The following is a 19,178-nucleotide window of genomic DNA, read 5'->3' on the forward strand; positions in this document are numbered from 1 at the left end:
TAAGATATGATTAGAAAACCAGTTGTTGCAGGACAATTCTATCCTGGAACAAAAAATGAACTTGAAGAAATGATAGATTATTGTGTTCAACACAAGTATGGACCGGGAAATCAAACACAAAAAGATGAGGAAATTTATGGAATTATTTGTCCTCATGCAGGCTATGTCTATTCAGGGCCTACCGCATGCCATTCCTACAAGGCAATTTCATCTAAAAACCCCGAACTAGTAATCATTCTGGGACCCAATCATTTTGGGGTTGGAAAAGATGTCGCAACAATGACTAACGCACAATGGGAAACACCATTAGGACTAGTAGAAGTGGATTCAGAAGCTGCACAAAAAATAGCAAACGAGTCAGAATATATCGAGATTGATGAGTTTTCTCATTCAAAAGATCATAGTTTAGAAGTTCAAATTCCGATGCTGCAATCAATGCTTTCTAACAAATTCAAGATTCTTCCAATAATTTTACGAGACCAAAGCTTAGAAATGGCAAAAGATGTAGGAAATGCAGTTGCTCAAATTGCCAAATCAAAAAATACAATGATTGTGGCATCTTCTGATTTTACACATTATGAGGAAAATTCTTTTGCACATTCTCAAGACAAATCTTTGATAGAACCAATATTGGAAATGAATGTTGAAAAATTTTACAATGTTTTAATTGAGAAAAGAGTTACTGCATGTGGGTACGGAGCTATAGGATCAGTATTGATTGCATGTAAAAAACTTGGTGCCACCAAAGGTGAATTGCTAAGCTATTCAACAAGTGGAGATGTCATGGGAGATACATCATCAGTAGTGGGATATGGTGCAATCAAGTTTATTTAATTAAAAAAATTATTCAGAATTACCATGACGAATTGAGTTCATAAAGTCTCGATTTTCTAACATTAGATCTATCATTCGTTCCCGAAGTTCTGGATCATCCATCATAAACCCCAGCATAGGCCCCATCATCTGATCTGACATGCGTACCATATGTCCAGGGTTTTCTAACATAAATTCATGCATGTCCTGAGATAATTCATCGTCGATCCACATATGATGCATCATATTCATCATTCTATCAGAATTAGTAAAATCAATATGTGTTTCAAATTGTGCATGGCGCTCATATTCAGGACACCAAGGACATAATCCAACATTCATTCCTTGATTCATACCATGGCCCATTCCAGAGCCCATCATAGAGTCATGAACAGATTCCATCCATCTAGAATGTTCTTTTAACGATTGTTCCATTACAGGATGATCTTTCATATGTTGAATCATTTCTTGTCTTAATTCAGCATCAGATGTAATGGGTCCCAAAATATTTTTCAAAAATTCAGGATTATCTTTCATCTTTAAAACCCAATCTTGCATAGTGTTTTTCATCATAGTAGGATTATTTTCCATCATTTCACGCCAATGATTCATTATGGAAGAGTCAGATGCTAAATTTTCCATCAAGTTATTCATCATAGTTGGACGATTCTTCATGATTTTAGAATCAAATTCACCATATCCCCTATCAACTAATTTCAAATATGCTGTAGGTGATACACATGCAGGTGCACCATTATTTTTTTGTAACAATACAAGACCTTCTTTACATGAAAGTTGTTCAATGTCATTGAGTTGTTTCCATTGATGGCGTGGAGGAATTATAGATTCTGCAAATGAGTCTTGTAATGGAATAAATAAAATTCCAATAATAGCTGAAAATACAAAAAATAAAGACAAGTTTTTCATAAAACAAATTAAATTTTTTGACATAAATAGGATTCTAAGAATTTTTACCAATGTTTCTTTTTACAAGGTGGCCATGTCCAAGTTTTCCTATCACTTCAAAGTCTTCAGATACTAGTTCGCCCCGTACAATTGTTTTAACAGGCCATCCTTTCAGATTTCTACCCTCATAAACTATGTAATCAGAAAATCCACCAAACAGTTCAGATGTGACCTTTTTTTCTTTTTTCAAATCAATCATAGTAACATCTGCATCAGAATTTTTTTCAAGAGTGCCTTTCTGAGGGAACATTCCAAAGATTTTAGCTGCGTTTTGACTTGTAAATCGGACGAATTGCTCTAAAGTAATTCTATTTTGATTGATTCCATCATTAAGCAATATAGGAAGGACAGTTCCAATTCCTGGGAATCCAGCTAATGCAGACCAAACATCATCACCACCCAATTTGAGTTTGAGTTGATTTGCAACGTGGTCGGTACCTATGGTATCAATTTGATTAGTAGATAGTGCACTCCATACAGCTTTTTGATCATTTTCAGTTCTTATTGGAGGCATTACTTTAGCAAGATATCCATCTTGTTTTTCATAAGATAGTGTCAAGTAATGAGGACATGTTTCAACAAAGATTTTTGTTCCAAGATTTCTTTCTTCTTGAATTTGTTTAAGAGCTCGTTGAGAACCAATGTGAACAAAATAGATAACACAATCATAATCACGTCCAAACTTTGATACGGTTTTGATTGCTTTTGCTTCAAATTCAGGAGAACGGCTCTCAGACCATGCAGACAATCCATCTTGTTTTTTCTCTCTCGCAGTTTGTATTCCACATCCACATGATTCATAATCTTCTGCATGAACCAAAACAGGGCAACCAAGAGAAGCTGCAGTTTTTACGGTCTGTTCAACAATTTCATCAGTTACATCAACATTGGCTGCAACAAGTTCGGAAGAATCAGGAGGCATATCCATGTAAACATGACCAATTTCTCCCCCAAGATTCATGTAAATTTTGAATGATGTGATTCCCTTATCCACACAAAAATTCATTTCGTTAATTTGTTGGGGAGTAAAGATGGATGCATGTATTGCATAATCTACATAATGATTTTGAGATGCAGCATCCAACTGAGCTTGTAGTGAACTAGAAAATGGATCTTCCAATCTAAGCATTCTCATCATAGTTGTAATACCACCAATTGCAGCTGCATGAGATTCTGTTTTTGCTGCCTCGTTTATTGGAGAATAAACACCATAGTGAACATGAGTGTCAATAGGACCAGGAACAGAGATTAATCCATTTCCATTGATTTTGGTATCACATGCAGGAAGATCATGTGTGAGACCAACTATCTTTCCATCATCAATTATGATGTTTTTATCAACCATTCCTTGCGGTAGTATAACGTGTGAATCAACAATCACGGTATCATACGTCATCTGGAAATTTTATTGCCTGCAGTCTATTATGCGTTGAGATAGTCAATCTTTTCAAATATATTGATTCAAAAACCACATACGACAATAGATATGACAGAAGATGTATGCGACTTTTGCAAAGGGGTCGGTTCTAGTGGGTCAAATGTATGTGTATATTGTAATGGTACAGGAGAATGGAATCAAGCTGCACAAGCATATGTAAAAAATCACATCTGTCAATGCATAGTAATGGACAGAAAATTTTGTCCAGTTTGTAACAAACCATGTCATCACGATACATCACTTAATCCAAAACAAAAGATTGATCCGGGTTATGGTGGAATGTCAGAAAAAGAAGTTACTGTTATGACATAATCATTAAGAATTTATTTTCTCAACAAAGTGTTTACCATCAACAGTCCTACATTGTCGTGGATGGGATTCCATTACAGGATTACCAGCAGAAACACATTTTTCAAAACTATCAATTATAGAATATTGTTTTTGAAATGATTCAAAAATAGTGATTTTTGGCATTTCGCAAGGTGTAGTAATACAATTAAAAGTTTCAAATTCATCTATTAATGGAACAAAGAATATCACAATAGATACAAAAATTACACTAGCTATAGTTATCACTATATTTTTGATCACATGGTTGCGTTGAATAGCAGAACAAATATTGTTTTTGATTAATTTATAGAAGACAAAGTAGAATATTAAGAAACTACCAAAAAAGATTTAGTAAAAAGTGATTCTTTTTGACTATGATTTTTTAACAAAGACAAGATAGTATGATGTTCATTGAGTCAGAGACATCTCGCGGTGTTAGCTGGGGGCCCAAAAGCTCACATAAACTAGTTAATACATTACAGAGTCTCCATAGTAAAGGAGACTGTTTTTTTCTCTGAGAGAGTCAATCTTTAGCCAAGTCTAGATCCTAAAGTAATTAATATTCCAAAAATTGAAGCACAGTATGTCATTTGGTGAAGTTGATACACTAAACATGCTATTTGATAAACTGCAAAGTTTGTTTGATGAGTCACAAGGATACTATGAATCATTTCTTGATACTAATAACATGTACAAAAAAGGTCAACTTAGCGACAAGGAATTCTTTCAAAAATTAGGAGATTATACAGTAGCATATTCGGCATTAGAGTTTCTAGCAATCAAAGTAATTTTTGAGTTAAAAAAATCAATAGGTTCAGGTTCCGGAGGTACACAATCACCGGGGTTAATGCCAGGTATGGGACAACCAGGAATGATGGCAGGAGGAATGCCACCAAGAGCAGGAACTGCACAAAATCCAGTAGGGGGAGGCCCACCAGGAATTGTATCAGCACAAGAAGCATTCAATGATGTCGGTACACTACCATCGCCAGATCCGGCATTAATGCCAAGACAAACAGCACCACAAAATAATGGAAACGGATGTTCATCATGTGGTTCAGAATTAAGACCAAACGCAAAATTCTGCACAAAGTGCGGAGCTAAAGCATAAAATTAAAAAATTAAATTATTCTTGAGTAGTTCCACATTCTGGACAAAACTTTGCCGTTGCAGAAAGACTAGTACCACATTCTGAACAAAACTTTCCATCAGTTTTTTGTTCAGTGTAAGCATTTCCAATCAATCCAGAGCTCTTAACTGCTCCAGAGGGTTCATATTTTTCGTCATCAATCAAAACAGGTTCAAAGTCTTGTTCTGTTAGAAAAGTCATCATTCTCGGAATACCTTTTCCATCATTGTTAGGATCTGGGACAGAGTCTCCTAACCAAAATGCAAACCTCATCAGAGTTAATTCTGGAGTCGAAAAAGCCAAAGTATGTTTTGACATGTATTCTTGTGCTGCTTTTTTGCCATCAAATACTTCCATGAATATAATATTCAGTGTTTATGTATAATAGTTTCTGGAAAAGTGGACCGGGAGGGAATCGAACCCTCGACATCCTCGTTGCGAACGAGGCATTATACCCCTAAACCACCGGCCCCTAAACTACTCTCAGAGTTGAGTTTTTATTCATTTATCAAATTGAGTAAACAAAAGATTTAGAATTGTAAATTGCAAAATTGATGAAAAAATAAGAAAAACGTATTTTTTGAGAATTTATGCTAGGGCTCTATCAATCATATTTTTGTATGATTCTTTAGAAGCAGCACCTACTTGTTGGCTAACTATTTCGCCCTTGTTAAGGAGAATTAAGGTTGGAATACTAAAGACATTGTATTTTGATGCCAATTCATTAGCCTCATCAACATTAACCTTGACAAATTTTACTTTGCCATCATAGTCATTTGCCAGTTCTTCAACTACTGGACCCACCATTCTACATGGACCACACCATTCAGCCCAAAAGTCTACAAATACAGGAATGTCAGAGTTTATCACATCGACTTCCCAAGACTTTGCATCAGAGATTTGTGTTATTCCCATTGTATTGATAATTTATTATTCATACCTAAAAACGTTCACCAGAATTACACCATATTTTTTGGGTGGAAAATTAATTCTGATATATACTTAAATGACGTTTTGATAAATCCCAGTTATGAGTTCGGAGCTTAGGATAAAAAAATTAAGAGGTTCTGGCGGCTATGTAATGGCCCGTGTAACAGATGAACAACAGATGAAAGGAAATTTGGGGGGTCCAGATCTATTTTTGGCACCAATTGGTAGATTAGATGCCGATAAAATTTCTAAACATTTTTGCAATACTTGTGAAAAAGAATTTGAAGGAGCTCCAAAAATTGAATTTGAGAATCCAAATGAGGAAGTTGCAGAAAATTTAATTCTTGCAGAACGAGGACAATACATCTGCAACACATGTGAATCATCAATTGCAGAATATAGAGAATTTAAAAAACAAGATGAAGCAGGAGATGTTGGAAATGCAAAACCAATAGAGCCACAAACAGAGACAGCACCACAAGTTGAACAACCACAGCAAGTAACAGAGAGCATTCCACAACCAGTTGAACAACCAAAAATAGAATCATCACAAGAAACAGCTACTCGACCAAGTCCTGCAACATCAGTAAGTTCAATCGAAGGCAGATCAGTGTATGATGAAAATGCTAACAAAATTGGAATTGCAAAGCAAGTTGGAATTGATTCAACACAATCAATGGTTCTAGTAATTACTCAAAATGATGGAACAGAAGGCAGCATCCCATGGAAAAATATCAAAAAAGTGGGAGAAGTCATCTTATTAGGAAATCCAGAAGAAATTGCCCCTCCAGGAAAATGCTCAAACTGTGGATTTTCAAACAAAGAAGGTTCCAAATTCTGTGAAGAATGCGGGACACCACTTCAATAGTTAGTAAATTTAATCAAGGGCACTATAGGCGATTAGGTAATTGGGAAAAAAGTCTATTTCAAAAGGAGTTATCAAAGATATTGTTATTGTTGCAGTTGGAGTATTGGTAATTTGGATTGGCCTACAAATTGCATTTGGAACACAAAATCCATTTTATGTAGTTGCAAGCGGAAGTATGATTCCCGTTTTAGAAGTTTATGATGTTTTGATTGTTTCAGGACATGAACCATTTGAGGAACTTGAAGTAGGAGATATTATCGTATTTGATCGTCCTTCGGATCATAATAGAGTGATTGTTCACAGAGTTGCGTCTATCTTAGATGAAGATCCCAGAACAATTAGAACAAAAGGAGATGCAAATCCAGCTTCAATTCCAGGAACAGATTTTCCAATTACTGAAGAAGAGTATATCGGAAAAGTGGCATACACACTTCCACAAGTAGGATATATCACACAATTACTGAAACCTCCCATTAACTATGTCATAATTGCAATTGTGATTGGGATAATGATTGTTAAACAATTCACAAAAAGGAAAAATGAAAAAGAATTATCATTTACAGATCCTATGGATTCAAAAGATCCGAACACAATTGAAGAATTATCAGATATCAATGAAATTGAAGATGATAAGGAATATTCTGATCCTACAGAATTAGATAATGTAAAAAATAATGAGAAATCATCTGAAGTTATATCAGATGAGCCTACAGAATCCACTAAATCTAAAGAAGAGAAGAAAGAATAAGTCATTAATTTCAGGCAAACAGGTTCACATTATGCCCAAAGGACACAAGATCGTCCTGTTTGCTTGGTAGTATAACTATGTGAAAATTACTAAAAAAGGATCCTAAGTATTGTTAAGTTTCAAAAGAGTAGGATCACTTAATTAGTAATTTTTAATTTTGAAAAAAAAAGAAAAAGAATTAGTTATTTCGACTAATTTCTCCACATAAACCAGGTGCATTAGGATTACAGCCAGGAGAATATCCTTCTATTTCTGTAATCTTTGCATTACCATTACTATCTCTTGTAAGTTCAAATTTCATCCAAGATAGGTTATTTGTTTCATCTTCATCAATGAAACTTCCAGCTGGATTCCATTCGTTTGTTAGATAGTATTCACCAGGTGCAAGGTTTGTGATAGGTACTTCATTTCCTTCAGTAGATTGATGGTATTGATCCATCCATCCAGATTGAATTCCTTGTTCAGTTACTTCACAATCCCAGTAAGATCTTTGTGATGTAGGAGAATTATCACCATTGATTTTGTATACATCAATTATGCAAAATCCCACTTTGATTGATGATGCAGTAACTCCATCAGGCAATATGATTATATCACCAGGACCATTTGGTGTTGATTCTCTAACTGCAAATTCACCAATATCAGCAATATGCCAATGGTTATGTACGTCATGGAATTCAAATTCGCTAACAACTTCTGCCCAAACAAGACTACCATTTTCATCATAAAGTCTTTGTAAGGAATCCTGTGTTTCTGTTTCTGGAGAATCAACTCCAGGGATTATTGGAAAGAATTCTAAATTCCCGATTCCGGTGTTTCCCCAGGCATTAGTAAATCTCAAAGTTTCAGTTTGTTGAGTATTCTGTACTTGAAGATGTTTTGGGATTGATGGAATTATGTCTGGCAAAAGAGCAGAATCAGGAACTCCATTACCATTACCATTACCTCCAGGAGCTGCTGCAACATCCAAAAGCATTGGAGTTGTAAACATGAATCCTATTGCCAATAGAACAGGAAAGATCGTTGTTTTACGAAAAATCTTTTTCGTGTATGTCATTGTTCATACCTTAAGAAATTAAGGTTAATATGTATGATCTTCAAAAAAATTCAAGCAAAAATGGTCTCACAACAAAATGTCGCAGATAATTTTTAGAGAACAGAATCTTTTGTTTTGAAGACTCGTTTAAAATATTCTGAAGATTCTTTAGGTTCTTCGATATCATTTGTAATTCCAGCAAGATTCTTTGCCAGATTCTTTTTGTAACCTACTTGCATCTGTCTTTGAATTTGAATTCTCTGAGCCTGTGGAGAGCCTGCTCCATGCATTGATTCAGTAAGATATCCAACAGCATTTCTACCCATAGTCATATTCTCAATTAATCTTAGAATTCTCATTCTGTTTTCAACATCAACACCTTTTCTACCAGCAAGATATTTCTTAAGTAATGGACCTGCTTCTGGATGTCTAAAGTCTTTTTCAGATGGAAGTGTAACTACCAAACCACCTGCAATATCTTGTGCAAGTCTACTGATCTCATATGGGAATCTAGTAACATTATGTTTGCAAACTTGTGCAAGCATATCGTCATTAAGATAAACACCAGATTTCATCTTCTGTCCTTGATGAGAAGATGCAATACCTGCTGCAAAAATTGTTTCATTAAGATGAGTCATTTCGATGATTTTATCTTTAATGTGTGAAACTTTTGGTATACCATTATAATCGGCAATTGTTGCTGCAGCTCCAATTAATACATCGCCAAGTCCTGTTTTACAAACATAACTTCGTCTATGATAACATGTAAAACGTTCTACAAGCATTGATGCAAATTCATATTCACCATGCATGAAGACTTTGTCCCACGGAATGAATACTCTATCTAAGATGATTAGTGCTTCTTGTCCACCAAATTTTGCATTACCATCATCAATATCACCTTCTTCCATACTTCTGGTATCACAGGATTGTCTACCGTAAATGTAAGTGACACCTTTTGCATCTGCAGGGATTGCACCTACAATTGCCCAATCTTTATCATCTTCTGTAAGTCTGATAGTTGGCATCAAAATAATCCAGTGAGAGTTAATACAACCAGTTTGATGTGCTTTGGCACCAGAAACGTAAACTCCTTTTTCATCAGTATCAACAACACGAGTAAACAAATCAGGATCGTCTTGTTCTGAAGGACCTTTACTCCTGTCGCCTTTAGGATCAGTCATAGCACCACCAATGACAAAATTTTCTTTTTGAACCATCTTTACAAATTCTAAAAATCTTTTATGGTAATCAGTTCCATGTTTTTCATCAATCTCAAAAGTAGTAGAATGTAAAGCATTCATGGCATCCATACCAACACATCTTTGGAAACATGTTCCAGTGTTTTGACCCAATTTTCTTTGCATTTTATTTTGTAAAACTAAATCTTCAGCACTTTCTGCAATATGTAAAAATCGGTTAACTTTCAATCCAGAAAGAGATGAGTCAGCTGATGCTAGTGCTTCTTCACGAACCGCTAAATCATAAGTTTCTGCAACTGCATTAATCGAGGGTCTAATAATTGGATGATCAACATAATTTTCGATTAATTCGCCAAAGAGGTAAATTTTGAGATCACGTCCTCTAAGGCTTTCAATATAATCAGCACCAGTCTTAATTTCAGACATGTAACAATAATGATTTTGATGTTGTATAAATATTCTAAATCAATATGAGTAAAATTTTAGGAATAAATTCCGATCAGAGGCCTATTCGGACATCGAGGATTTTGCACCCTTTACCTTTTTCCATAACAAGTACGGGATTCATATCTAATTCTTTGATCTCTTTAAAGTCAGAAACTAGTTGAGATAGCCTTTGAATGCATTCAGAGAGTTTTGTAATATCGGATGGTTTTTCTCCTCTAACACCTTGAAGAAGTTTTTGGGTTTTAATTGATGCAATCATATCATCTGCTTCTTTGTCAGTAACTGGAGCAAGTTTGAAGGTTACATCTTTAAGGACTTCAACATAGATTCCACCCATACCAAGCATAATCACTGGACCAAATCCAGGTTCTAGTTTAGAACCAATGATCAATTCTTTACCACCTTTAACCATCTCTACAATCAAAACACCTTTAATCTCAGCTTTTTTGTTGTATTTTTTTGCATTCTTTACAATAGTTTTGAATGCATCCTTAATCTCAGCATCGTTTGTTAAATTGACTTTAACACCACCTGCATCAGATTTATGAATAATTTGAGGTGATGCAATTTTCATTACTACAGGATAACCAATTTTCTTTGCAATCTTTACTGCTTCTGCTTCATTTTTAGCAAGTGCACTTTGAGGTAGTGGTAAACCATATGCTTTGAGAACTTCTTGACCTTCTTCTTCCAACAAATTTGGTCTTTTCTCTTTTTTTACTTTATCAAAGATCTTCTTTGCTTTAGCTTTGTTAACTTTGAATTTTGTAATTTTTCCTTCTTTTGTATTTACCCAAATTGCAAACTTTATCATTGCAGCTAAAGTTCTAATTGCACCTTCAGCATATGTGTAATAAGGAACATCCCCTTTGGATAAAATTTCTCTATTTGTAATACCTTCATCCAATCCCATTAAACTTGCAAGCATTGTTTTTTTGTATTTTTTTGACATTGCAACTATAACTTCAGCTAGTTTATCATAATTGAGAGTTCCAGATGGAGTACACATCGAAATCACAGAACCGACTTTAGGATGTTTTAGTACACGATCTAAAACATTATGGAATCGATTGAAATCAGCATCACCTACAATGTCAACAGGATTTCTAGAGCTTCCCCAAGGAGGAATTACTTCATCAATCTTAGAACGAATGCTGTCAATTTTAGCCATTCTAATTCCTGCTTTAGAGCAAGCATCAGTAGAAATGATTGCAGGTCCACCTGCATTTGATACAATTACTAAACCCCCTGCTGTTGGTAGAGGTTGTTTTGAAAATGCTGTTGCATAATCAAAGAGTTCTTCCATTGTATCAACTCTAATTGCACCAGATTGTTTGAGTAATGCATCATAAATTTCATCAGAACCCATTAATGCTCCAGTATGAGACATTGCAGCCTTTGCACCTTCAGGACTACGTCCAGATTTCAGAACAAGAACTGGTTTTTTGAGTTTTTTTGTAATATTTTTACAAACTTTAAGGAATTCTTGGCCATCACCCATATCTTCAAGATACATAACAATAACTTTGGTCTGTTTGTGGTTTGCAAGAATTTTCAGAACGTCAACTTCGCTCATTGCAGCTTTGTTTCCAAGACTGACAACTGCAGAAAAACCAATTCCTTGTGCACTGGCATCTTCAACTAAAGCAGCACAAATTGCACCACTTTGAGAAACTAGTGCAATTTTTCCTGACTTTGGTGTGACTTTAAGAAAAGTAGAATTCATCATTGTCTTTGGATCAAGATTCATCACACCTAGACAGTTGGGTCCAACAACTTGGATTTTGTATTTTTTAGCAATGTCTTTGATTTCTTGTTCACGTTTTGCCCCTTCTTCATCAACTTCTTTGAATCCAGCTGTGATGATAATTACTCCTTTGATCTTTTTCTTACCACATTCTTCTAGAACAGGTGCAACCAATGTATTTTTAATAACAATTACAGCAAGATCAATTGATTTTGGAACATCTAAAACACTCTTGTATGCTTTTTTGTAAAATACAGTTTCTCTTGTAGGACTGATTGGGTAAACAGTTCCTTTGAAACCATTCATAATATTTGATGTGATAGTAGCTCCAACACTTCCTCTTTTATCAGATGCACCAATAACTGCAATTGATTTTGGTGATAAGATAACAGATTCAGCCATAGATATGTTGATTCTAAAGAATTTGTATAATAAAGTTATTCATAGAAATTTCTGATCTCTGGTTTTTAGCTTCCCAACATTTTTCCTGCCAAGTTCTCTTTTCTAGGAATCCATACAATTGAAAGATTAGAAAATTTTCCAATTACCCCCCAAGCTTCTCTTGCCAGATTACGTAGTTCTTCATTATTTATCGCAAATTCATGATTGAGTTGGTTTACAGTGTTTTTTGAATCACTGTAAATTGTAATTTCTTCGTCACTATCAGCAAATTTTTTTAATGCAGAAATTATTGCTAAATATTCAGCCTGATTATTAGTAATTTCAGGTTTTTTTTCATAAAATGATTCTCCGGTTTCTTTTACAAAAAAACCATATCCTCCATTAGATCCTCCCGAACCATCAACATAAACACTAATTCCCATCTTTGTACAACCTCGTTATCTTCACACTTAGATTTACTACTATCATGTAAATGATTGTAGATAATCCTTGTGATACAATTGATGCCAAATATGGATCATAGTTTAGTACAAGGAAATAGTATTGTAAACCCCATCTAACTATAGTGTAAACAATTTCGCCAATACCTAAGGAGGTAACTAATTTTTTTAGATCATGTTTTAGTTTCTCTGTATCAGTTTTACCAGTTTTCAGACGATATTTTTTTCGATTATCAAGATAAAACAATCCACTAAAGACAGAAAAGTAAATGACATAATCAGCAATAGTAGTATAAGTTGTGTTTAGATAATCAGCTTGATCAGATAAAATTTGTGCAATAATTGCAGAAATTATAATTGATGCTGCAAATGCAATTAGGATATTCTTGTTAAGTTTCAGATATTCTTGTAACATGTATTTTAACAGATTTTGTTACAATTAAACTAAGATTAATCCAAAGTGATTTTTAAGAAAATTATCAATCCCACTAATTCAGCAACACCAACTCCTAACATGTAGGGGAATATTTCATTAGAGAAAAGATGCTCCATTGAAAAATATGCCATTGCACCAACTACATTATGTAAAAACAACATAGCTGCAACAACAATCATTCCAAGTGGAAGTTGAGCTCTTGTTTTTCCATACATATTTCCAAATATAGCAATCAAAATTCCCAATATTCCCATATTGATAATTGAGACAACTGACAAAATCAGAGAGGTAGGCTCCATTTAGAGAAAAACACCTATTGAGCTTTTATTTACTTTTATCCAATTTTCCTTCAATTTCTTCAAATGTCTCCATATTTACTTCAAGAAAAGTAGAAATGAAAAACATGATACCATATTTTTCACCTGCTTTTGTTATCAAATTATTTTTTTCAAGAACTTTAATGTGATGTTGAATTGCTTTGTAATCAAGGCCCAACTCATTTGCTAATTGGTTAGTGTTTAATGGATTTTCTTTTAATTTTGAAATAATTTTTAATCTAGTCAGTCCTCCTCGAGAACCAGCAAAAATGAACCAGAGTAATCTTTTTGCATCAGGATCATTTGCCATACGAATGCAAAATCTTCTCGCCTACTACTAAAAGGTATTTTGTGTTAGGATAATGAAAGTATAAAAAACATGATTTGCCAAAAACAGATGAAATAAAAAATGATGTTAAATTATGATGCTCCTCTATACAGACCGCCTTCAGAAGCAAGATCATTAATTTTTCAGGTTACATTAGGTTGTTCATTTAACGAATGTTCTTTTTGTGACATGTACAGATCAAAAGAATATTCAGAAAGACCATGGGATGAAGTAAAATCAGAAATCGACATGATGGCAAAATATTTACCAGATACTAGAAGAGTTTTTCTTGCAGATGGAGATGCATTAAATCTTGATTCTGAATATATGATTAAAATTGTAAAATACATTAAAGAAAAATTTTCAAAGATTGAAAGAATTTCTTGTTATGCGATGCCCATGAACATTCTAAAGAAAACTTCTGAAGAATTAAAAAAAATGAATGAAGCTGGTCTTGACATGCTTTACTTGGGAATTGAAAGTGGTTCGGATATTGTTTTAAAAAAAGTGACAAAAGGAGCAATTGGAAAAACCATCATTAAAGCAGTTAACAAAGCAAAAGATGCAGGTTATGTAATGTCATGTATGGTGATTTTAGGTTTGGGCGGTAGAAAATATTCAAAAGAACATATCAAAGGCACTGCTGAAGTGATTAGTGCTTGTTCCCCAAATTATGTAGGTGCACTAACTCTTTATTTAGAAAATGGAATTAAACAAGAATTTCTTGACAAATATGACGGAGAATTTGTAAGAATCAATGATGATGAATCATTAGAAGAATTACAAAGTTTGATTAAACAAATTGACACAAAAGATGAGATTGTATTTAGAGCAAATCATGGCTCAAATGCATATACCATAAAGGGTACTTTCCCCCAAGACAAACAAGAAATGTTAGATAAGATAGAATGGATGAAGCAACATCCAGAGATTATGCGTCCTCAAGGATTAAGAGGATTCTAGACAAAATTTTCTTGATTCAGATACACTACTTTGAAAATATTTACTGAGTAATCTCCATCAAAGATCTTCTTTGTATTGCCATTTTCAGAATGCAATACTCTGAATTTGTATTCGTATTTTCCATCTTCTCCGACATCAGTCTGAGCAAAGTGAACGGCATCATTATTTTGAAAAATCTGAATTATTACTGGATATCCTTCAACATGGTTTGCAATTTTTCCTTCTACAAATCCCCATGGAAAAGCATTATCTTCAGGTGCATGAAAAAGAACAGTTGACTTTTCAAGACCAATCATTCCATTTAATGGGATAATTTCTGTTTGAGATTCATGTGTATGACCATTAATCAGGATTTGACCCAAGTGAGGGTGTGCAAAAACAGAATCCATAGAAAAGGGTAAAAACATTGCAATAACAAAAACACTTGAAAATAAAATAATTTTATTCATATCAAAAACTCACTATAGTCCAATTTAAGATTTTTACTTTACAAATTATCAATTACAAATTTGAGATTATCAGGTAATTCAGGTAATTCAGTATGACTCTCATTATTTTGGAGAATTTCAGGACCAATTCTTCGTACTTTCTGAGTCCCTATCAAAGTGTCAATACTCATTTGGATATCTTTTTCTGATAAAATGGATTTTAGATTTTCAATAAGATTTTCTTCATTTTCATATTTTTTTATTCCATATTGAACAATAATCATTTTTTCATTCATTGAAAAATCTGTCATTGTAAACTACAGATTTTTGCAGTGTAAAAACATTACTTGATATTTTGAAGTTTTTTTTCTAGTTCTTCAAATTTTGGAATTCCAATAAATTCTAATTTTTCATTAATGACCAAACCAGGAGCAGTAAATATTGGGTATTTTTTTAAAAATTCAGGTTTTTCAGTAACATCAATAATTTCATATTCAATTTTAATTTCATTCAACATTTTTTCTAAAACATTACAATTAGAGCAACCAGGAGTAGTAAGAATTTGTACTTTCATGATTTTGTAAATTGGTCAGGGTTTTGCTCAAAGGCCCATCTACAAGATGCACAACAAAATCGATATTCTTTTCCATTATGAGTAAATATTTCTCCTTTTTCTCCTACTTCCATTCCACATACTGGATCTTTCATGCTACAACTTGGTTCTGGTTTCTCATATTAATCAAATACCAAATTACAGCAAATCCTATCAAACTAACTAGAATCAAAGGGGTAATCTCTTTTGAGAGATCGCCTTCAACATGTTCATGATCATGCATATGCTCATCCATCTCAAATTCAGAGGGAATAGGAGTTAACTCAACTAATCTATTCCATCCTTCATGAATGAAAGTTTCTTCATACCACTCATGTCCCTCCGGTAATCCATTAATAATTAAAAATGAACCAATTATAATTAACATCCAACCTGTTGTTTTTTCAATTTTTATCTGATTTGTTGTCAAACCTTTTGTTGCATTAATTCCAATGATTGCAAGCACAGACATTAAGATCAAAGGAATTGCTCTGCCAATTCCATGTACAGCACCTAAGCTAGCACCAATTTCAACACTACCAGTTCCGGCAATGTAAATTAACAGCCAATAAAATAAAGGATTAGGACAACCAACACCAGCATTTCCTAATAACAATCCCATGAAAAATGATTTTGAATAGTCTCCACGTTTTTGAATAAATGTTGGAGTTCCAGAATAAGATGGAAGTTTTAATTTTAATAGTTTTAATTGAGATAAACCAAAAATAAATGCTGCAATTCCAGCAACTAAAAACATGTATGTTGAAATTTGATCAAGTTCTGCTGTTTGGCCAAGTATTCCAACACCTACGCCATAAGCTGTTATTGTAAGTGTTAATCCAACCCCAAATAATAATGCCATATAGAGTCCTTTTTTGTGGCCTTTGCCCATACTCAATGGAACAATAATGAAAACCAATGGAAGAGTGCACGGAAGTACAATCATAGATAATCCTGAGACATATGAGATAGCAATCCATGACGGATAGGATGGTTCTTGTCCTATATCAACAGCAATTTCGTTAGTTCCAGCATACATTATTCCTAAAAAAACTAAAGAAAATAGAATAAAACTAGACATTACAAGAATTTTCTTTGGAAAATATGTATCCATAGATATAGGCTATTTTTGTAAATATTAAACTCATGGAATTTTTGTTTACATACTTGATTTCAGATTAAAAAATTTGTAGTTAATTTTTATCTTGATTTTCATAATATAATCGAATGACTTCATCCACTACAGTATTAGTATCGTTATCTTTTTCAGAACTTACAAGAAGTAGGTGATCATCGCCAAGATAAAATGAGAATCGTTTGACCTTATCATATTCACCTAGAGTGTAGATAGTTTTTCCAAGCCATTTGGACATATCTTTGCGTGCTTTCCAATCCAATATTGATAGATTTACCAGTTCTTTTTCTGCATGATCTGAAAGCAAATTTTTTACCCCTTCTCTCATACCGCCACCTACACGAACTGCCCATTCATCATATACTGTAGCAAATCGAATTTTGGGATCAGTATCTAAAATCTGAGAACAGAATTTTTCATAATCCATTACTGATCTATAAAACAGGAATTATTAAAGTAAAAAAATCAAATCAGGCATATTTTTTAAAAAAATGTTCAAAATCAATATTTTAAGGTAGTTTAGAAAATCTTTATCATCTAGAATGAGTTCTAACAATTATGGAAATTCAAGATGCTGTTGAAAAAATTTTGAAAGTCAGTCCTTCTGTAAGAGTAGTAAGTGTCTGTGATCTCAAAGGTAAGTTACTATTCTCAGCACGTTCGAAGAAGGTAAATCTTTTGGTGTCAAAGAAACAAAGTTTGGCATCATTAAAGGCTGCAGCAAAAGATTGGAAGCAACGAAAAAAATTGATGAGAACTCTTGGACCATGCAAATATGTTGTTGCAGAATATGACAAAGTCAAAAGACTAGTAATTCCTGCAGGAAAAAATCATATTCTGTATATCACTACAACTGCGTCTCTAGATCATAACAAAGTTGTTAGAAAGGTACGTTCTTTCAAGTAGCTTACAATCAAAATTTTTTTAATTAGTTTTGTATTTCAATATGTTTAACAAAATCATTTAGGTAATGTACATTCATTGATTAATCGATATAGATTATCAGAGTTTTCTTTTTCCAGTTCCTCGTCCTGAACTTACCCACATACCTTTGGTGGATCTTGTTGGTGTACTTCCAATATCACCGAATTTGATTTTGCTAGTTCCACGACCTACAGTGATATACTTGTCTGAAGATGCTTTTTTTCTTGCATCTTGAAGTTTTTTGAAATCATTTCCTGCCCAAGCTGAATCTTTGTCATCAACTTCAATTACTCTTGTACCTCTACCAGTTCGTATTCTTCTTTTTGCCAAAATGACCACATATTGATATCAATTATCATTAATAAGATTTTGAAAAGCATGGGCCCACGGGGATTTGAACCCCGGATCTTCGCCGTGTAAGGGCGACGTCATAACCGACCTGGACTATGAGCCCAGAAACCAACGTAGTTAAAAACCATTTAAACTTTGAGAAAGGTCAGAATCTAAAAATTTGATAAAAAAATAACAAATTCATGGTTACTGTAAATTTTTTTTCCAGCCCCATAGGACTAGGTCACATAACAAGAGATATTGCAATTAAGAATAACTTCCAAAATATTACAACAAATTTTGTTACAGGTAGCGGAGCTGCAAAAATTCTAAAAAAATTAGAGGTTCAAGTGGATGATGTATACAATCCACCTTCATTTATTGTTAAAAATGGAACGCTGCAGAATCCTGCAAAATGGCTTTGGAATTATTATCAATATTATAAAGATTGTAAAAATATATCACATGAAATTTTGCAAAAATATAATCCAAGAGTAGTAATTAGTGATGAAGATTTTGCATCATTATCAGTAGCTCAAAAGATAAAAATTCCAACTATTTTAATCACTGATATTTTAGAGACGCATTTTACAAAAGGATTGGCTTCATTAATTGAGAAAAAGATGAATAAATCGATGTTTGAAATTATAAAGAAATGTGAAGTTGTAATATTGCCAGAAATTGGAAATTCAGAAAATAATATTCAAAGAGTGGGTCCAATAGTACGACGAACAGATTATACTAGAGAGCAATTACGAGAAAAATTTTTGTTTAATAAAAAAACTATTGTTATTTCAATTGGAGGAACTGATGCAGGTTATTTTCTAATTGAAAAAGCACTAGATGCAATTAAGAAAATCAATCAAGATATTCAAGTTGTGCTAGTATCAGGACCATCAGTTCAAAAAAAATATGAAAATGTAAAAAATTTAGGATTCGTAGAAAATTTACACGAGATAATTTATGCAGCTGATGTTTTAATTTCACTTGCAGGAAAATCAACAATAGACGAGGCTAATGCGTATGGGACACCTGCAATATTCATTCCAATCAAAGGTCATTTTGAACAAGAAGATAATGCTAGAGAGCAAGGGTTTGTTTTTGAGGATATAGAAAGACTTGACAAGTTAATTATGTCCAAATTAGAAGAAAAAAGAAATCAAATCAATACTGAAGGGGCAAAGAAAGCTGCTAAAATTATTCAAAGCTTAATAGATAACTATTGATTT

Annotated in this window: 27 protein-coding genes and 2 tRNA genes; 8 read left to right on the forward strand and 21 right to left on the reverse strand. The window is 33.5% G+C overall.

Annotated features, from left to right (window positions below; all coding sequences use genetic code 11):
- The first annotated feature begins 6 nt into the window (after positions 1-6).
- Positions 7-834, forward strand: a complete 828-nt coding sequence (gene amrB / locus Nisw_RS03875) for an AmmeMemoRadiSam system protein B (protein ID WP_141976678.1) — start codon at positions 7-9, stop codon at positions 832-834.
- 9 nt (positions 835-843) lie between these two features.
- Here amrB and Nisw_RS03880 read toward each other — a convergent pair whose 3' ends face one another.
- The gene (locus Nisw_RS03880; protein ID WP_141976680.1) at positions 844-1,740 is read right to left on the reverse strand and encodes a hypothetical protein; all 897 of its coding nucleotides are present in this window, start codon (positions 1,738-1,740) and stop codon (positions 844-846) included.
- Positions 1,741-1,774: 34 nt separating this feature from the next.
- Entirely contained in the window at positions 1,775-3,175 is a 1,401-nt protein-coding gene (locus Nisw_RS03885) for a dihydroorotase family protein (protein ID WP_141976682.1), read from the reverse strand.
- A 90-nt stretch (positions 3,176-3,265) separates the two neighbouring features.
- Between Nisw_RS03885 and Nisw_RS03890 the strand changes: the two genes are divergently transcribed.
- Complete coding sequence (locus tag Nisw_RS03890; protein WP_014962486.1) at positions 3,266-3,529, forward strand: hypothetical protein; 264 nt, start codon at positions 3,266-3,268, stop codon at positions 3,527-3,529.
- A 3-nt stretch (positions 3,530-3,532) separates the two neighbouring features.
- On the opposite strand, the gene Nisw_RS03895 is transcribed toward Nisw_RS03890, so the two are convergent.
- Complete coding sequence (locus tag Nisw_RS03895) at positions 3,533-3,691, reverse strand: hypothetical protein (protein ID WP_255430850.1); 159 nt, start codon at positions 3,689-3,691, stop codon at positions 3,533-3,535.
- 439 nt (positions 3,692-4,130) lie between these two features.
- Between Nisw_RS03895 and Nisw_RS03900 the strand changes: the two genes are divergently transcribed.
- Complete coding sequence (locus tag Nisw_RS03900; protein WP_141976684.1) at positions 4,131-4,658, forward strand: zinc ribbon domain-containing protein; 528 nt, start codon at positions 4,131-4,133, stop codon at positions 4,656-4,658.
- A gap of 15 nt (positions 4,659-4,673) precedes the next feature.
- Here Nisw_RS03900 and Nisw_RS03905 read toward each other — a convergent pair whose 3' ends face one another.
- From Nisw_RS03905 to trxA, 3 genes are all read right to left on the reverse strand, one after another.
- Complete coding sequence (locus Nisw_RS03905; RefSeq protein ID WP_141976686.1) at positions 4,674-5,033, reverse strand: zinc ribbon domain-containing protein; 360 nt, start codon at positions 5,031-5,033, stop codon at positions 4,674-4,676.
- Positions 5,034-5,076: 43 nt separating this feature from the next.
- A tRNA-Ala gene (locus Nisw_RS03910) sits at positions 5,077-5,148 on the reverse strand.
- A gap of 116 nt (positions 5,149-5,264) precedes the next feature.
- On the reverse strand, positions 5,265-5,591 hold the full coding sequence (trxA, locus tag Nisw_RS03915) for a thioredoxin (protein ID WP_008297771.1): 327 nt from the start codon (positions 5,589-5,591) through the stop codon (positions 5,265-5,267).
- Positions 5,592-5,706: 115 nt separating this feature from the next.
- On the opposite strand from trxA, the gene Nisw_RS03920 reads away from it, so the two are divergent.
- Both Nisw_RS03920 and Nisw_RS03925 read left to right on the forward strand, forming a co-directional pair.
- A complete protein-coding gene (locus Nisw_RS03920) occupies positions 5,707-6,474 on the forward strand; it encodes a zinc-ribbon domain-containing protein (protein ID WP_141976688.1) in 768 nt (255 codons plus the stop codon).
- 40 nt (positions 6,475-6,514) lie between these two features.
- Entirely contained in the window at positions 6,515-7,222 is a 708-nt protein-coding gene (locus tag Nisw_RS03925) for a signal peptidase I (protein WP_141976690.1), read from the forward strand.
- Between the two features lie 178 nt (positions 7,223-7,400).
- Here the strand turns inward: Nisw_RS03925 and Nisw_RS03930 are convergent, their stop codons facing one another.
- The 7 genes from Nisw_RS03930 to Nisw_RS03960 all read right to left on the reverse strand — a co-directional run bounded on the left by Nisw_RS03930 (position 7,401) and on the right by Nisw_RS03960 (position 13,559).
- On the reverse strand, positions 7,401-8,279 hold the full coding sequence (locus tag Nisw_RS03930) for a lysyl oxidase family protein (protein ID WP_141976692.1): 879 nt from the start codon (positions 8,277-8,279) through the stop codon (positions 7,401-7,403).
- A gap of 92 nt (positions 8,280-8,371) precedes the next feature.
- The gene (locus Nisw_RS03935) at positions 8,372-9,886 is read right to left on the reverse strand and encodes a 4-hydroxyphenylacetate 3-hydroxylase family protein (protein WP_141976693.1); all 1,515 of its coding nucleotides are present in this window, start codon (positions 9,884-9,886) and stop codon (positions 8,372-8,374) included.
- A 73-nt stretch (positions 9,887-9,959) separates the two neighbouring features.
- Entirely contained in the window at positions 9,960-12,056 is a 2,097-nt protein-coding gene (locus Nisw_RS03940; RefSeq protein WP_141976695.1) for a 4-hydroxybutyrate--CoA ligase, read from the reverse strand.
- Between the two features lie 65 nt (positions 12,057-12,121).
- Complete coding sequence (locus Nisw_RS03945; RefSeq protein ID WP_141976696.1) at positions 12,122-12,478, reverse strand: reverse transcriptase-like protein; 357 nt, start codon at positions 12,476-12,478, stop codon at positions 12,122-12,124.
- Complete coding sequence (locus tag Nisw_RS03950) at positions 12,468-12,911, reverse strand: hypothetical protein (protein ID WP_141976698.1); 444 nt, start codon at positions 12,909-12,911, stop codon at positions 12,468-12,470. The genes Nisw_RS03945 and Nisw_RS03950 overlap by 11 nt, the downstream gene beginning before the upstream one ends.
- 35 nt (positions 12,912-12,946) lie before the next feature.
- Positions 12,947-13,231 (reverse strand): hypothetical protein, encoded by a 285-nt coding sequence (locus tag Nisw_RS03955; protein ID WP_141976700.1) that lies wholly within the window; start codon positions 13,229-13,231, stop codon positions 12,947-12,949.
- A 25-nt stretch (positions 13,232-13,256) separates the two neighbouring features.
- On the reverse strand, positions 13,257-13,559 hold the full coding sequence (locus Nisw_RS03960) for a winged helix-turn-helix domain-containing protein (protein ID WP_048068985.1): 303 nt from the start codon (positions 13,557-13,559) through the stop codon (positions 13,257-13,259).
- A 99-nt stretch (positions 13,560-13,658) separates the two neighbouring features.
- Here Nisw_RS03960 and Nisw_RS03965 point away from each other — a divergent pair, with 99 nt between their 5' ends.
- Positions 13,659-14,540, forward strand: coding sequence for a radical SAM protein (locus Nisw_RS03965; protein WP_141976702.1), 882 nt, complete (start codon positions 13,659-13,661; stop codon positions 14,538-14,540).
- Here Nisw_RS03965 and Nisw_RS03970 read toward each other — a convergent pair.
- The 6 genes from Nisw_RS03970 to Nisw_RS03995 all read right to left on the reverse strand — a co-directional run bounded on the left by Nisw_RS03970 (position 14,537) and on the right by Nisw_RS03995 (position 17,122).
- A complete protein-coding gene (locus Nisw_RS03970; RefSeq protein ID WP_141976704.1) occupies positions 14,537-14,989 on the reverse strand; it encodes a hypothetical protein in 453 nt (150 codons plus the stop codon). The two genes, Nisw_RS03965 and Nisw_RS03970, sit on opposite strands and share 4 nt — an antisense overlap.
- Positions 14,990-15,027: 38 nt before the next feature.
- Positions 15,028-15,279 carry a hypothetical protein gene (locus tag Nisw_RS03975; RefSeq protein WP_141976706.1) on the reverse strand — a complete coding sequence of 84 codons (252 nt, stop codon included), beginning with the start codon at positions 15,277-15,279 and terminating at the stop codon, positions 15,028-15,030.
- A 32-nt stretch (positions 15,280-15,311) separates the two neighbouring features.
- A complete protein-coding gene (locus Nisw_RS03980) occupies positions 15,312-15,542 on the reverse strand; it encodes a thioredoxin family protein (RefSeq protein ID WP_141976708.1) in 231 nt (76 codons plus the stop codon).
- Positions 15,539-15,676 carry a YHS domain-containing protein gene (locus tag Nisw_RS03985; RefSeq protein ID WP_141976710.1) on the reverse strand — a complete coding sequence of 46 codons (138 nt, stop codon included), beginning with the start codon at positions 15,674-15,676 and terminating at the stop codon, positions 15,539-15,541. Before Nisw_RS03985 ends, Nisw_RS03980 begins: the two co-directional genes overlap by 4 nt.
- Positions 15,673-16,674: a cytochrome c biogenesis CcdA family protein gene (locus Nisw_RS03990; RefSeq protein ID WP_141976712.1), complete on the reverse strand. Its 1,002-nt coding sequence runs from the start codon at positions 16,672-16,674 to the stop codon at positions 15,673-15,675. Before Nisw_RS03990 ends, Nisw_RS03985 begins: the two co-directional genes overlap by 4 nt.
- A gap of 79 nt (positions 16,675-16,753) precedes the next feature.
- Complete coding sequence (locus Nisw_RS03995; protein ID WP_141976713.1) at positions 16,754-17,122, reverse strand: hypothetical protein; 369 nt, start codon at positions 17,120-17,122, stop codon at positions 16,754-16,756.
- A gap of 131 nt (positions 17,123-17,253) precedes the next feature.
- Here Nisw_RS03995 and Nisw_RS04000 point away from each other — a divergent pair, with 131 nt between their 5' ends.
- Entirely contained in the window at positions 17,254-17,601 is a 348-nt protein-coding gene (locus Nisw_RS04000) for a hypothetical protein (RefSeq protein ID WP_141976715.1), read from the forward strand.
- Positions 17,602-17,697: 96 nt separating this feature from the next.
- Here the strand turns inward: Nisw_RS04000 and Nisw_RS04005 are convergent, their stop codons facing one another.
- Together Nisw_RS04005 and Nisw_RS04010 are read right to left on the reverse strand one after the other, a co-directional pair.
- On the reverse strand, positions 17,698-17,949 hold the full coding sequence (locus Nisw_RS04005) for a hypothetical protein (protein ID WP_185736668.1): 252 nt from the start codon (positions 17,947-17,949) through the stop codon (positions 17,698-17,700).
- A gap of 49 nt (positions 17,950-17,998) precedes the next feature.
- A tRNA-Val gene (locus tag Nisw_RS04010) sits at positions 17,999-18,073 on the reverse strand.
- Positions 18,074-18,152: 79 nt separating this feature from the next.
- Between Nisw_RS04010 and Nisw_RS04015 the strand changes: the two genes are divergently transcribed.
- On the forward strand, positions 18,153-19,175 hold the full coding sequence (locus Nisw_RS04015) for a glycosyltransferase (protein ID WP_141976719.1): 1,023 nt from the start codon (positions 18,153-18,155) through the stop codon (positions 19,173-19,175).
- The last annotated feature ends 3 nt before the right edge of the window (positions 19,176-19,178 follow it).

Origin of the sequence: Candidatus Nitrosopumilus sp. SW (assembly GCF_006740685.1) — an archaeon.
Classification (GTDB): domain Archaea; phylum Thermoproteota; class Nitrososphaeria; order Nitrososphaerales; family Nitrosopumilaceae; genus Nitrosopumilus.

Bases quoted from the DNA above. Each gene is read 5' to 3' on its own strand.
- amrB (WP_141976678.1), top strand. From the start codon at position 7: ATGATTAGAAAACCAGTTGTTGCAGGACAATTCTATCCTGGAACAAAA.
- Nisw_RS03880 (WP_141976680.1), bottom strand. From the start codon at position 1,740: ATGAAAAACTTGTCTTTATTTTTTGTATTTTCAGCTATTATTGGAATT.
- Nisw_RS03885 (WP_141976682.1), bottom strand. From the start codon at position 3,175: ATGACGTATGATACCGTGATTGTTGATTCACACGTTATACTACCGCAA.
- Nisw_RS03890 (WP_014962486.1), top strand. From the start codon at position 3,266: ATGACAGAAGATGTATGCGACTTTTGCAAAGGGGTCGGTTCTAGTGGG.
- Nisw_RS03895 (WP_255430850.1), bottom strand. From the start codon at position 3,691: ATGCCAAAAATCACTATTTTTGAATCATTTCAAAAACAATATTCTATA.
- Nisw_RS03900 (WP_141976684.1), top strand. From the start codon at position 4,131: ATGTCATTTGGTGAAGTTGATACACTAAACATGCTATTTGATAAACTG.
- Nisw_RS03905 (WP_141976686.1), bottom strand. From the start codon at position 5,033: ATGGAAGTATTTGATGGCAAAAAAGCAGCACAAGAATACATGTCAAAA.
- trxA (WP_008297771.1), bottom strand. From the start codon at position 5,591: ATGGGAATAACACAAATCTCTGATGCAAAGTCTTGGGAAGTCGATGTG.
- Nisw_RS03920 (WP_141976688.1), top strand. From the start codon at position 5,707: ATGAGTTCGGAGCTTAGGATAAAAAAATTAAGAGGTTCTGGCGGCTAT.
- Nisw_RS03930 (WP_141976692.1), bottom strand. From the start codon at position 8,279: ATGACATACACGAAAAAGATTTTTCGTAAAACAACGATCTTTCCTGTT.
- Nisw_RS03935 (WP_141976693.1), bottom strand. From the start codon at position 9,886: ATGTCTGAAATTAAGACTGGTGCTGATTATATTGAAAGCCTTAGAGGA.
- Nisw_RS03940 (WP_141976695.1), bottom strand. From the start codon at position 12,056: ATGGCTGAATCTGTTATCTTATCACCAAAATCAATTGCAGTTATTGGT.
- Nisw_RS03945 (WP_141976696.1), bottom strand. From the start codon at position 12,478: ATGGGAATTAGTGTTTATGTTGATGGTTCGGGAGGATCTAATGGAGGA.
- Nisw_RS03950 (WP_141976698.1), bottom strand. From the start codon at position 12,911: ATGTTACAAGAATATCTGAAACTTAACAAGAATATCCTAATTGCATTT.
- Nisw_RS03955 (WP_141976700.1), bottom strand. From the start codon at position 13,231: ATGGAGCCTACCTCTCTGATTTTGTCAGTTGTCTCAATTATCAATATG.
- Nisw_RS03960 (WP_048068985.1), bottom strand. From the start codon at position 13,559: ATGGCAAATGATCCTGATGCAAAAAGATTACTCTGGTTCATTTTTGCT.
- Nisw_RS03965 (WP_141976702.1), top strand. From the start codon at position 13,659: ATGATGTTAAATTATGATGCTCCTCTATACAGACCGCCTTCAGAAGCA.
- Nisw_RS03970 (WP_141976704.1), bottom strand. From the start codon at position 14,989: ATGAATAAAATTATTTTATTTTCAAGTGTTTTTGTTATTGCAATGTTT.
- Nisw_RS03975 (WP_141976706.1), bottom strand. From the start codon at position 15,279: ATGACAGATTTTTCAATGAATGAAAAAATGATTATTGTTCAATATGGA.
- Nisw_RS03980 (WP_141976708.1), bottom strand. From the start codon at position 15,542: ATGAAAGTACAAATTCTTACTACTCCTGGTTGCTCTAATTGTAATGTT.
- Nisw_RS03985 (WP_141976710.1), bottom strand. From the start codon at position 15,676: ATGAAAGATCCAGTATGTGGAATGGAAGTAGGAGAAAAAGGAGAAATA.
- Nisw_RS03990 (WP_141976712.1), bottom strand. From the start codon at position 16,674: ATGGATACATATTTTCCAAAGAAAATTCTTGTAATGTCTAGTTTTATT.
- Nisw_RS03995 (WP_141976713.1), bottom strand. From the start codon at position 17,122: ATGGATTATGAAAAATTCTGTTCTCAGATTTTAGATACTGATCCCAAA.
- Nisw_RS04000 (WP_141976715.1), top strand. From the start codon at position 17,254: ATGGAAATTCAAGATGCTGTTGAAAAAATTTTGAAAGTCAGTCCTTCT.
- Nisw_RS04015 (WP_141976719.1), top strand. From the start codon at position 18,153: ATGGTTACTGTAAATTTTTTTTCCAGCCCCATAGGACTAGGTCACATA.